General features: G+C 42.2%; 6 protein-coding genes and 1 riboswitch. Of the genes, 4 read left to right on the plus strand and 2 right to left on the minus strand.

The window, feature by feature from the left end:
• Window positions 1–21: 21 nt before the first annotated feature.
• A complete protein-coding gene (locus OQ289_RS17540) occupies window positions 22–3126 on the minus strand; it encodes a SusC/RagA family TonB-linked outer membrane protein (RefSeq protein WP_270088130.1) in 3105 nt (1034 codons plus the stop codon).
• Between the two features lie 120 nt (window positions 3127–3246).
• A riboswitch (SAM riboswitch) is annotated at window positions 3247–3356 on the minus strand.
• A gap of 380 nt (window positions 3357–3736) precedes the next feature.
• Here OQ289_RS17540 and OQ289_RS17545 point away from each other — a divergent pair.
• On the plus strand, window positions 3737–6451 hold the full coding sequence (locus OQ289_RS17545) for a DNA gyrase/topoisomerase IV subunit A (RefSeq protein WP_270088131.1): 2715 nt from the start codon (window positions 3737–3739) through the stop codon (window positions 6449–6451).
• A 49-nt stretch (window positions 6452–6500) separates the two neighbouring features.
• Here OQ289_RS17545 and OQ289_RS17550 read toward each other — a convergent pair whose 3' ends face one another.
• Complete coding sequence (locus tag OQ289_RS17550; RefSeq protein ID WP_270088132.1) at window positions 6501–7526, minus strand: N(4)-(beta-N-acetylglucosaminyl)-L-asparaginase; 1026 nt, start codon at window positions 7524–7526, stop codon at window positions 6501–6503.
• 385 nt (window positions 7527–7911) lie between these two features.
• Between OQ289_RS17550 and OQ289_RS17555 the strand changes: the two genes are divergently transcribed.
• The 3 genes from OQ289_RS17555 (at window position 7912) to OQ289_RS17565 (ending at window position 13656) form a co-directional block, all read left to right on the plus strand.
• Window positions 7912–9147: a C40 family peptidase gene (locus OQ289_RS17555; protein WP_270088133.1), complete on the plus strand. Its 1236-nt coding sequence runs from the start codon at window positions 7912–7914 to the stop codon at window positions 9145–9147.
• A gap of 66 nt (window positions 9148–9213) precedes the next feature.
• Window positions 9214–10269: a dipeptide epimerase gene (locus tag OQ289_RS17560; protein ID WP_270088134.1), complete on the plus strand. Its 1056-nt coding sequence runs from the start codon at window positions 9214–9216 to the stop codon at window positions 10267–10269.
• A 189-nt stretch (window positions 10270–10458) separates the two neighbouring features.
• Window positions 10459–13656 carry a SusC/RagA family TonB-linked outer membrane protein gene (locus tag OQ289_RS17565; RefSeq protein WP_270088135.1) on the plus strand — a complete coding sequence of 1066 codons (3198 nt, stop codon included), beginning with the start codon at window positions 10459–10461 and terminating at the stop codon, window positions 13654–13656.
• The last annotated feature ends 7 nt before the right edge of the window (window positions 13657–13663 follow it).

The following is a 13663-nucleotide window of genomic DNA, read 5'->3' on the forward strand; positions in this document are numbered from 1 at the left end:
TCCTATTTTTCAAAATCCATTCTAAAATCCTAACTGTAGACCTGCAGATACTGAACGCATTGCTGGGTATCTATAATAAGTTGCTCCATTGACTGTTTGCTCAGGGTCCATCCCTTTGTGTTTGTTGAAGGTCAATAGGTTCTCTCCTTGAGCAAAGACGCGTAATTGTTGCAACCCGATACGGGTCAGCAAGTTTTTAGAAAAGTTATATCCCAAGCTCACATTTTTCAAGCGCGCATAACTGGCACTATACAGGAAACGAGTAGACTGTTGTGTCCAACCTGAGTTGGTAGTCGAGAGCGCTGGCACGTCAGTATCTGTATTTTCAGGGGTCCAGCGGTTTAAAATCTCCTTACTCCATGCTCGTCCAGGAGAATTACCATTGTGCATGACCATCAAATAGTCTCCATCATAAATCTTGCCCCCTAGACTGAAAGTCAGTAGCGCTGATAGATCTATATTTTTGTAGGTGAATGTATTGCTCAGTCCTCCAGTTACTTTGGGTAATGCCGATCCTTGAATCGACCTGGAGGCTTTACTGTAGTCCCAAGTCGCATCCTTTGAACCGTCAGCATTCTGAATGTACCACGTTGGTGTACCATCTCCAGGATTTACCCCTGCCCATTCCTTTATATAAAAATCATATATAGATCCACCAACACGCAGTAATTTATTACCACTTTCAATATCCTTATTTCCATTTGGCAGTTCGGTAATCTGGTTTTTAAAATGGCTTACATTCAAATCTAGATTCCATCGAAAATCTTCATTCCTGATGGGAATGGTCTGTAAAGTCAATTCAATACCTGTATTTTTGATCCCCCCTAAGTTGACATCATATCCTGTAAATCCGGTCGAAGGCGCCATCGGCATGGTATACAATAAGTCTTTGCTCTTACGATCGAAATACTCTATCGAAGCAGAAATGCGATTATTCAAAATAGCGACATCTAATCCTACATTTAGATTAAGGTTGGTTTCCCACTTCAAATCTGGTGTCGCCAATCGGCGTGTCACCGTCCCCCCTTCACCCAAGCTATTGGTGATGGCATACAATCCTTGATAGGCATAATAAGTACCTAGATTGTCATTGCCTTGCGCACCATAACTGGCTCGTAAAGTAAGTTGGTTGAATAGTCCTGTATTCTTAAGAAATTCTTCCTCGGCAATTTTCCAGGAAGCTCCCAAAGACCAGAATGTACCCCATCTGGTATCTGGAGCAAAGCGCGAAGACCCGTCCGTACGTAGTGATCCAGAGAAGAAATAGCGATTTTTATAATCGTACTCCGCGCGCCCCAGAAAACTCAACAATGCATAGTCTACAGAATAGCCATCAAAACCGGTCAACAACGACGCGGCATCTGGTTCATTAAACCCAGGCATTACAAAACGCTCTCTACTCCCACTAATCTCTGAATTCTGATACTTATAGAATTCTTGTCCTCCCAAAAGGTTGATATGATGATCATCCCATGTTTTATCATAGGTCAAGATATTATTTAAAGTATAGGAGACTCGACGAAAATTGCTTTTAGACACGCTGCCTTTAGTTCGAACCCCGTCTCCCAGCAATGGATTCACGAAATCATGTGTATTGGAATTGACATAATCTAAGCTGTAAGTGGTCCTAAATTTAAGGTCGGATGTCAAGATTGCCTCCAAATATGCTCTACCAGAGAGGTTCTCTCTACGGATATCGTTTTTATCCAAAGGTAGCGATGCTGCCATATTACTATTGGGAGTAGCCCCAGCAGGTCTGTAACTTCCAAAGTCATAGATTTTATTATCATTATCGTCCAATTCGTATGAACCATCTGATTCTCGTTTATAATAGGGATAAAAAGGACCTATTGTACGTGGAAAGTTAATAATATTGGCCGTGTTGCTGTCTTCGGAGGTTGGATATTTCTGTAGGCTACTGCTCACGGAGAGATTTAATCCTGCATTCAACCAACTTTTTGCTTTGACATTGGTATTCAACCTGGCATTATAACGTTTAAATCCAGATTCAATTGCGACGCCTTGATCATTGAGGTATCCAAAAGATAGATAGTAATCGCTTTTTTCACCACCACCTCCAAAATTGAGATCCGATTGTGTACGGTTTCCGGTACGTAGTAATACATCTTCCCAATTGTCATTCCACAGCGTTTTGGCACCTGTGACTAGCTTACCATCCACACCTACCGGCTCAGGAAACCCTGATCCATATGGGTTGATACCGAGATTGGTGACCAATTGACGACTAGCGGTAGCTGCGGCTTGTTCGGCCGACATCTTATTAGCGACGTTGCGATTACGTAGTGCCTCCCAGTATAATTCAAAATATTGATCTGTATTTACTTTTTCATAATCCTTTACCGCTCTGTTTGAAAAACCTTGGTTCAAACTAAAATTAATCCTCGTATCTCCTTTTGCGCCATTCTTTGTCGTGATGATAATAACACCATTTGCTCCCCTAGAACCGTATAGAGCGCTCGCAGCTGCATCTTTAAGCACTGAAATAGACTGGATATCGCTCTGATTGATGGCGTTGATATCACCATTGTAGGGATTGCCATCCACAACGTATAAAGGCGCACTTGAGGCATTGATAGAGCCTATCCCTCGGATACGAATTGTCGCATCTGTACCTGGTTGGCCAGAGGAAGAAACAGACTGTAGTCCCGGAACTTGTCCTTCTAGGGCCTTACTAACGGATGAAACAGGTCTATTATTAATATTCTCTGCTGAGATGGTCGATACCGATCCTGTAAAATTTGCCCGTTTGGCGGTACCATAAGCTACGACCACGACTTCATCTAAGCTACGGTCACTTGGACGTAAACCTATATGTAGATTATCTACTGCTGCATTTACAATTGTTGTTTCAAAACCCACGTAGCTGAGCTGCAATTTGGAGGTTGTCGCTGCTTGAATTGAAAACGAACCATCTTTGGCTGTCCGTACCGTGGTAGTCCCCCCCACAACACTTACATTCACATCTGACAATGATTCCTTTGTCAATTCGTTGATAACAATACCTTGTACTGTTCTCGATTGCTGGGCTTGTCCATAATTGTAGTACAACAATAACGGGAGGACCAGCACCCAGGTCGCATTCATCTTTTTAAGTAATTTTTCCATGCTCATATCAAATACATTAAATCTGTCGATATTCCATACATATCCAAAGCAGCAACAGCCAGTTGGCACATGTGACGGCAAGGCTCTTTTCACGTCCGGACTGTGAGTAAGCACTTGATCCACTTATCGATTCTGCTTTTTTCAGCAGAGAGGCAGTAGCACCTTGCATGGAGACTGGCAGGTTGCTAAGATTTCATCGGGCCTATTCCCTCCATCTTTCCAGATAAGTACGGTATCGATTATTAGGATGCAAAGATAGCGATATTATATATAATCTATAATATATATAGACTTTATTGCTTTTATGACATTTCTATTAGAATATCCACTTTTCCTTCCTCTACAAGAAGGAGTCCCTATTATGTCTGTACGCAGCGAGACCGCTAAGACATGTATAATTAACGGTCGTGGAGGGCTTACAATCGTTTATTAAGGGGATTGCGTGCTTCTAAAAAATCGATTCCATTCTGTTGGATTTTGATAATCAATCATTTCACCTTATGCCTATATCAAAGAGTTGGGAGATTCCAAAATCGTTTTGTATTTTTACCGAGCCTGATTAATATCGGGCCAAATAAAAACAAGTCCAAAACTATTTAGTGCATAATAAATGAGCGACGAAACGAACTACAACGACGACCACGAAGAAGCATTATCACCTCAAGAAAACGAACAGACCAGCAATACGATTCCTTTATCCGGTTTATATGAAAACTGGTTTTTGGATTATGCTTCGTATGTCATCTTGGACCGTGCAGTACCTCATATCAACGACGGATTCAAGCCCGTCCAACGCCGAATACTCCACTCATTGAAAGAGATGGATGATGGTCGATATAATAAGGCGGCCAATGTCATCGGTAACACCATGAAGTATCATCCACACGGGGACGCTTCTATCGGGGATGCGATGGTACAATTAGGTCAAAAAAACCTACTCATAGACTGTCAGGGTAACTGGGGAGACCCTATCACAGGCGACTCAGCTGCTGCACCTCGTTATATCGAAGGTCGCCTATCCAAATTTGCCCTTGACGTCGTATTCAATCCGGAGACTACAGAATGGCAATTTAGCTATGATGGTCGGAATCGCGAACCTGTAACACTTCCTGTCAAATTCCCATTGCTGCTGGCCCAAGGAGCCGAGGGTATCGCGGTAGGTTTGGCGACCAAGATTATGCCGCACAATTTTATCGAGCTGATCGATGAATCCATCAAAGTTCTTCAAGGGGAGCGTCCGTATCTTCTTCCGGATTTCCCAACTGGGGGAATGGCCGATTGCTCCGCTTACAATGAAGGGCAAAGGGGGGGTAAAATCCGTGTTCGTGCCAAAATCGAAGAGCGTGACAAGAAGACTTTGGCAATTACTGAAATCCCCTTTGGAACCACTACAGGGGGGCTCATCGAAAGTGTTGTCACCGCTAACGACAAGGGAAAAATCAAGATTAAAAAGATAGAAGATAACACCGCTGAAAACGTAGAGATTATCGTACACCTTGCGCCAGGAATCTCTCCTGACGTGACTATTGATGCCCTGTACGCATTTACGGCATGCGAATCTTCTATTTCACCGAATACATGTGTCATCAAGAATGAGAAGCCATACTTCATGAGTGTGAATGACATCTTGATTGAGAACACAAAAAACACCAAAGACTTGCTGAAACAGGAGTTGGAGATCAAACTCCATGACCTACAGGAAAAGATTTTTTTCAGTACGCTACTCAAGATATTTATACAGCAGGGCATGTATAAACATCCCGACTATGAAAACTCTGGAGATTTCAACACTGTGGTGGGCGTATTGGATACTTTATTCGAGCCATTCTTCCCTCAGTTTTACCGTACCATCCTGCCTGAGGACTACAAAAAACTGATCGATAAGCCGATGAGTAGCATCACGAGATTCGACGTAAAGAAAGCGGACGAACAGATGGCTGCTTTGGAGGAGGATATTAAAACGGTCAAGAAGCATCTTCGTCAATTGACTGAATATGCAATTGCATGGTATACCCGATTGAAAGAGAAATATGGTCAAGGACGGGAACGCAAGACCGAGCTTCGTGCTTTTGATAAAGTAGAGGCTTCACAGGTAGCATTGGCTAACGCTAAGCTGTATGTAAATCGTGAGGAAGGATTTATCGGGTCGAGCATGAAGAAGGATGAATTCGTATCTGACTGTTCGGATATTGACGATATTATCGTGTTCCGAGGTGACGGCAAGTATGTGGTTACTAAAATACAGGACAAAGTATTCGTCGGAAAAGACATTATACATGTAGCTGTATTTAAAAAGGGTGACGAACGTACGATTTATAATGTGGTATATAAAGAGGGCGGTACAGGGACAAGCTATATTAAACGATTCTCGGTAGTAGGTGTGACGCGGGATAAGGAATATGACGTATCGAAAGGATCGAAAGCTTCGAAAATACTGTATTTCACGGCCAATCCGAATGGGGAGGCGGAAATCATAAATGTACAGCTGAAACCGCATTCGAAGCTTCGCAAATTGGCATTCGACATGGATTTTGCAGAGATTGCCATCAAGGGGCGTGCATCGCAAGGAAATATCGTATCCAAATACCCTGTAAAGAAAATAGCGTTTAAGAGTGCGGGAGTATCCACACTCGCTGGACGAAAAATATGGTACGATGAAATCCTCAAACGACTGAACGTGGATGAGAGGGGCAAGTACTTAGGTGAGTTTGATGGGGATGATAAGATTCTTACGGTTATGGCGGACGGTTCATACGAGTTGTCCAACTTTGATTTGAGCAATCACTTTGATGAGAAGATGATTCGTATCGAGAAGTTCTATCCGCAACATGTCTACACAGCTGTACACCAAGATGGCAAAAGTGGCACTTACTATGTGAAGCGTTTCTGTTTTGATGAGTTGCCTGTGGGCAAACGGGTTACTTTCATTAATGATGAGCCGAATTCGAAGCTTATCTTGTTGACCAATGCTGCTGAGCCGGTGGTCAAATTGGACCTTCGCAAAGGAAAATCGCAGACCGAAGAAGTCATAGACCAACCTTTGGTCGAAATCATTGATGTGAAGGGGATAAAAGCGCAAGGTAATAGGCTATCGTTCCACACGATACAGAAGATCGATTTGCTTACAGCCGAAGAGGATCTCACCGTTTTAAAGGAAAGTGAAGAAATACCTCCTACGGAATCTGATCGACAGCATGATAGCAGGGACGTCAAATCGGACCTGACACTTGAGATCACCAATCCCGATGATGTCGAACTGGGTGATAACCTTAAAAAGGATGACAACGGAAGTATAGACGACAATGGCCAGATAGGTTTATTCTAGCATAAAAAGATCCGGTAGTGATGCCGGATCTTTTTTTAAATACTAAGAACTAGGCTCCAAAAATATGTTTTCCTTTGATCAACAGGTCTTGTTTCTCTTGGTTGCACACGGCATATGAAAAACCATCTTGCAAAGCATAAGAACCATACTCGCCCTTTTTATTCAAGGCTAGGAATCCAACCTGAATTTCCTTGGCCGTAGCTGGTTTTTTCTTGATGATGCGTTCGACTGCTTCTTTGCAAGCCGCTTCGGGAGTGTATCCTTGTCGCATAAGCTCGACTACCAAAAAACTGCCTACTGTTCGGATTACTTCTTCGCCTACACCAGTAGAGGTAGCTCCTCCCACTTCATTATCTACGTAAAGTCCAGCTCCAATGATAGGGCTATCTCCTACCCTTCCTCGCATTTTGAAGGCCATTCCGCTGGTGGTACATGCTCCTGCAAGATTACCATCGCTATCCAAGGCCAGCATACCGATTGTGTCGTGATTGTACTGATTACCTGGTAAGCGTTCGACGGCGAATGACTTGTTCTCAATATTCATGATGGGTTTGTATTTCTTCTCTTTCAACCATTCCTTCCATGCCTTTTCACCCTCAGGCGTCAACAATTCTTCTTTTTCGAACCCTTGCTGAAGAGCGAACTGCAGTGCCCCCTCACCTACTAGCATGACATGTGGTGTCTTGTCCATGACTAACCTAGCGACCGATATCGGATGTGCTATATGTTCCAAAGCAGCGACTGCCCCACAATTGCCTTCGGAATCCATAATACACGCATCCAAAGTTACATGACCATCCCGATCAGGATAGCCTCCCTTGCCTACCGTCATATTCTTCAAGTCAGCTTCGGGTACACGCACTCCTTGTTCAACCGCATCAATGGCTTTTCCATTTTTTTTCAAAATTTCCCAAGCAGCTTGATTGGCTGCGACACCAAAATCCCAGGTTGAGATCACGATGGGAGCGCCACCTTTTGTAGAAATAGCTCCAGAAAAACTCGACAAAGTACTCAAGCTTCCTAAAGAAGCAGCTCCCATTATCCCTTGTTTTATAAATTTACGTCTTGAATGCATATCTAACATCGTCTTTTATACAATACAATATTACGAAACACGCACGAGAGCTTAGGCACCTTTTCGAAAACAAAGTTATGTGCACAAGGGGTTTTAAATCCAATTTCACTTAGCACCTATTATTAAAATCCATCATCTAATTTGTTTATGCTTATTTTTACTATAACGCAGCTCCGTCAGCTTTGCCGTAGACATCCTTGTTACTGTTTTACAGGGATGTCCGATTTCGTACATTAATCGACCTCTAATCATTTCGGCAATAAAAGAGATTTCGAATCGTAAAAAAATATAAATTCAATTCGGTTTTATGCAACATTTTTATTGAAAAAATCAAAAACATACAATAAATACGTATCTTTAATATAAATTTTAACCCTATATTAGTATGCGCCCAATTCATCCAAAAGTCCTTTTCATATATCCTAGCATTGCTTTTATCTCTCTCTTTTGTCTAAATACAGCCGCTGCCCAACAGATTGACTCGTCGCGGTATGTGCAGATTAGAGAATTGCAAGAAACCGTAAAAAATGAATTTGCACCGGATAAAAGATTAAAGTTGGTGGAGCTGTCGACAACGGATGTACCGGGTAACATATATGTCATCCAAACTACAGAATCGGCTGCTCAAAAGAAACTGCAAGCGCAAACAAAAGGTATCGATGCTGACATCACTATTATCCTTCTTCCAGATGCATCTGTAGAAAACAAACACCATGGTGTCGTTAACCTCTCAGTTGCCAACCTTCGAACCAGACCCGACCATGCTGCGGAAATGGCCAGTCAAGTCCTACTTGGCGCACAGGTGGACATTCTTCAAAAGGTGAGAGGCGATTACAGAGTGCGCACGCCAGAGGGGTATATTGCTTGGGTGCCCACTTCTTCGATTGTAGCAATGGATGAAACGGAGCTTCAACAGTGGAGCAATTCCAAAAAGGTAATCTTTACAAGCGAGTATGGAAAATCGTACGCACATCCTACCTCAACTGCTGCACAGGTCTCCGATTTGGTATATGGCGACATCCTAACGTTAGTTGGAGAAAACGACAAGTACTATACCGTAAGCTATCCTGACAAAAGAAAAGCTTATGTAAAAAAAGACGATGCTTTACCTTTCAATAAATGGCTAAGTTCGCGCACTCCCACCGCAGATAATGTAATTGCGAGTGCTAAAACTATGCTTGGACTCCCCTATCTATGGGGAGGGACTTCAACTAAGGGGGTAGATTGTAGTGGATTCACCAAAACGGCCTATTTCATGAATGGATTTGTCATACCCCGAGATGCCTCTCAACAAGTATTAGCAGGCGCATCTATTGACATATTGGGCGAAGATGGTCACTTTGACCCTAAAAAGGCACTCCAAAACCTCAAACCAGCGGATCTCTTATTTTTTGCGGCAGGCAAAAATAGTAATCCCAATGCGAGAGTGACACATGTTGCCCTATACATTGGCAATGGGACGTTCATTCACGCTGCAGGATCTGTAAGAATCAATAGTATGTTGAAGGATTCGCCCGACTATGATGACTTTCAAACGAGAACGGTAGTGGCTGCAAAAAGATATTTGGGTATCCAAGACCCCACAATTCAAAAGGTCGAAAACAGTAATTATTATAAATAGGACAAATAGTCCGCCTAAATACTAAATTCGCAGTACAGGAATCGCTATATAATACTTGATAATATCATGAACAAAACAGATAACTGGTTTTCTAAAGATTTTGGACGATTCAAGCTGAGGTATCGTCCCTACACCCTCGAACTTCGTCATGTCTTCACGGTGGCTTCATTCAGTCGTAGCACTACTCCTGTTGTCTTGATTGAATTGGAGTATGATGGGATTATAGGGTACGGCGAAGCGAGTATGCCTCCCTACTTGGGCGAATCTCAGGAAAGTGTCATTCATTTTTTAAACCTAATAGACTTAAGTATTTTCTCTTCTCCTTTCGATACGGAGGATATCTTACAGTATATCGATCAACTTGCCTTGAAAAACACGGCGGCAAAAGCGGCAGTTGACATCGCTCTTCATGACATACTGGGAAAAATCATGAACCAGCCTTATTATAAAATTTGGGGATTGAACCCCATACTCATCCCTCCGACATCTTATACTATAGGTATTGATACGGAAGAAATCATCCGACAAAAAGTAGCTGAGGCTGATCAATTCAAGATACTAAAGGTCAAACTTGGGTTGGATACAGATAAGATGATTATCAACACTATTCGCCAAACTACCGACCGCCCTCTGTGTGCGGATATCAATCAAGGATGGAGGTGTAAGGAAGAGGCCTTAGAAATGGCGCACTGGCTTGCCGAACGGAATGTTGTATTCCTCGAACAGCCGATGCCTAAAGAACAGGTGGATGATAACGCATGGCTCACGGAGCACAGCCCCATTCCTACCATTGCTGACGAGGCTTGCCAACGATTAGTGGACGTCCCCGCATTGAAGGACGTGTATACGGGTATTAACATTAAACTGATGAAATGTACGGGAATGCAGGAAGCAAAAAAAATGGCGGAAGTGGCGCGTGCACTGGACATGAAGGTCATGATTGGATGCATGACGGAGACGTCATGTGCCATTTCGGCCGCGGCTCAACTTTCACCACTAGTTGATTGGGCAGATCTCGACGGGGCACTTCTTATTGGGAATGATGTATATGATGGAATGAAAGTGATTGAGGGAAGCTGCATTTTGCCGGATAGGCCAGGCATTGGTATACTAAAACTTTAACTGTATTTGAGCGAATACAAACAAAACTAACCAAACATACTAAAATCTATTTTAAAACAACAAACTAACCATTAATCGATGAAATATACTTGGATATAGCGGCAATACCGATACCTACAATATACTGAAGCACTAGACAAGATACCGATTTCTAATTCCGAGATATTTCATTACCTAAAAAAAACAATAATGAAACATCTTCTACTCGCATGCTGGTGCCTGTTGACGTGCCTCACCACCACGACCATCTATGCACAGCAAACTTCTGTTACGGGGAAAGTGACAGAACGCTCCACTGGCAAACCTATCGTTGGCGTCACCATTAATGTTAAAGGCTCTAATAGGAGCACCTTGACTAATGAAAGTGGCGCATTCAGCCTTGCCGGTATCCCTTCAAGTAGTACATTGGTATTTACATCTGTAGGCTACCAAAGTCAAGAGTTAGTGGTCGGTAGCAGGACTACCCTCAACATTTCGATGTCTCCAACCGACCAAACGCTGGATGAGGTTGTCGTCACGGCTTTAGGCATTAAGCGTAATCAAAAATCGGTCGGTTATTCAACCCAACAAGTAAGAGGCGAAGACCTAACGTTTACCAAAGAAACCAATATACTTGGTTCACTGGCGGGAAAGGTCGCAGGCGTACAAGTTACAGGATCTTCTGGAGCCAATTTAGGAGGTACACAAAAGATAAAAATCAGGGGAATCAACTCAGTAACTGGAGGAGGACAGCCATTATTAGTGATAGATGGCACACCAATTTCAAATGCTAATTTCAGTTCTAGTGATGCAAATGGTGTTGACTTGGGAAATGTTGGTCAGGACATCAATCCTGAAGATATCGAGAATATCAATGTTCTCAAAGGACCTACAGCCTCTGCCCTATACGGTTTAAGAGGTCAATATGGGGTTATCATGATTACAACAAAAAAAGCCAAACAAGGACCTAAAACAATTGATATTAGCATCAATTCAGCAACCTCTATCGAGAAGGTTGGCAACTTCATGCCGTTACAAAACACGTATGGTGTAGGAAACAATCAGACGTTCTTAAAACTAGCATCAGGTGAATTGTATGTAAACGGTAATGACGAATCTTGGGGTCCCAAAATGGACGGCACACCCGTACGGATGTACTACAGCTTTTATCCTCAAGATCTGGAATATGGAAAAACTACGCCTTTCTCACCGCAGCCTAATAATATCCGAGACTTCTTCAACACAGGAATAAACACCAACAATGGCGTCACAATTGCAGGGGGAAATGAAAACTCTGCAATCAGATTCAGTTATAATAATACGTACATAAAAGGAACCTACCCGAATACCTGGTTGAAAAGAAATAATCTCGGGTTGAACGGATCACTGGACATCACATCCAAATTAACCGCATCTGCTAATGTAAACTATGCCAACAATAAAGCCCAACGTCCAGCCCAAGGTTATCAGGGTTCATTTACCGGGGCCACGCAATGGTTTCAGCGCAACATAGACATCAACCGATTAAGAGATTACAAATATGCCGATGGGACCATTATGAATTGGAATGTAAATCCCAATACTTCTACGGAACTGATTACAAATAACAAACCCTCAGACTGGAACAATCCGTTCTTTGATGCTTATGAAAATTTAAATAACGATTCGCGTGACCGTGTATTCGGCGATGTCGGGCTATCGTACAAAATATTAAACAACTTAAAAGTATCCGGATTCATTCGAAAAGATTTCTTCACACAGAACATATCAAGCCAAACAGCTATAGGTGGTCGATTAGATGAAGGCTATAGGGTTGGTAAATACCAAAACAATGAAGACAATTATGAATTCCTAGCAGAATATAGCACGAAATGGGATGAACTCTCGCTAAACGTCAATGCAGGTTCAAATCTTTATAAAAGGAAATATGACTATCTACGTCAGGCCACAGTAGGAGGATTGTCTACAACGGGCTTCTACAATATTGAGGCTTCCATCGATAGACCCGATGTAAACTCTTATACTTTAAAAAAGCAGGTACGATCCATTTATGCGATGGCTTCGTTGGGATATAAAGATATTTATTTTTTAGACGCTTCCATTAGACAAGATGTCTCGTCAGCACTTCCTAAAAACAACAATTCATATTGGTACCCATCCGTTTCCGGATCGTTGATTTTCAGCGAACTATTAAATGCTAAAGCACTCTCATTTGGTAAGCTAAGGGCTTCTTACGCTATTGCGGGTGCAGATGTCGACCCTTACGACATTCTGATGAACTATGAAATCGGAAGTGTTTACAAAACGTCAACAAGCACAATAAACACCATTCGAGTTCCTGTAAAACTTAGAAATCCTAATCTGGAACCTTCATTTGCACACTCATTTGAAGTGGGAGCGGATTTGAAATTTCTAGACAACAGATTAGGTATTGACTTCACCTACTATCAACAGCGAAATAAGAACCAGGTGATTGATCTATCGCTATCAACAGGAACGGGATATTCGTCTGCGACAGTCAATGCGGGAGATATCGAGAATAATGGTATAGAAATATCGTTATTTGCAAACCCTATCAATACGAATAACTTCAATTGGAATACAACCATAAATTTAGCTAAAAACAACAGCAAAATCCACGAACTAATCGAAGGTGTCGATTCTTATCAACTTGGACTGAATACATATTCGAGCCAAACGATGTTTTTATACGCGAATAAAGGCGAAGCGTTTGGGACATTAATGGGGCCAGGATACAAAAGAGATGAGGCTACGGGAAAGATTATGTTGGATGCGAACAATATGCCTGTACAAGAGCTAAATAAAAATTTCGGGTCCGTACTTCCAGATCTGACAGGAGGGTGGCTCAACACATTCAGATACAAAAATGTGGATCTCAATGTCATGATTGATTTTCAAGCTGGTGGACAGTTTTTCAGCTGGTCAAAAATGTTGGCCGTTAAATCCGGACAGGCTGAAGAAACTGCTGTACTAAACGAAAATGGTAAAAATGTTCGAGATCCTTTAACTGACGGCGGAGGCTATAAAATCAATGGAATTTCTCAAGCCAATGGACAAGAAGTCAACTCATTTGTGGATGCCAGGACCTATTTCAGAAATAATATTGGTACGAGAATATATGAAGAATGGATATATGATGCTTCCTATATCAAACTTCGAGAGATCAGTCTAGGCTATACACTTTCTCAGAACATCTTGTCCAAAGGTCCTTTCAAATCGGTACGAATAGCCGGTATTGCAAGAAATCCTTGGATGATTTGGCAGAAGGCTCCAAAGGGGCTTGATCCATCTGAACTATCTTCGGGTAGTGCTTCCATTAGTTGGATTGAAAAAGGAGAACTACAAACCGTTCGTTCTTTTGGTATTAATCTTAGTGCTAAATTCTAAATTCCTA

The sequence above is a fragment of the Sphingobacterium sp. SYP-B4668 genome, assembly GCF_027627455.1.
Taxonomy (GTDB): domain Bacteria; phylum Bacteroidota; class Bacteroidia; order Sphingobacteriales; family Sphingobacteriaceae; genus Sphingobacterium.

What these genes read in the sequence shown, in the direction of transcription:
- OQ289_RS17565 (WP_270088135.1), top strand. Translation starts at nt 10,459, where the DNA reads ATGAAACATCTTCTACTCGCATGCTGGTGCCTGTTGACGTGCCTCACC.
- OQ289_RS17560 (WP_270088134.1), top strand. Translation starts at nt 9,214, where the DNA reads ATGAACAAAACAGATAACTGGTTTTCTAAAGATTTTGGACGATTCAAG.
- OQ289_RS17550 (WP_270088132.1), bottom strand. Translation starts at nt 7,526, where the DNA reads ATGCATTCAAGACGTAAATTTATAAAACAAGGGATAATGGGAGCTGCT.
- OQ289_RS17545 (WP_270088131.1), top strand. Translation starts at nt 3,737, where the DNA reads ATGAGCGACGAAACGAACTACAACGACGACCACGAAGAAGCATTATCA.
- OQ289_RS17555 (WP_270088133.1), top strand. Translation starts at nt 7,912, where the DNA reads ATGCGCCCAATTCATCCAAAAGTCCTTTTCATATATCCTAGCATTGCT.
- OQ289_RS17540 (WP_270088130.1), bottom strand. Translation starts at nt 3,126, where the DNA reads ATGGAAAAATTACTTAAAAAGATGAATGCGACCTGGGTGCTGGTCCTC.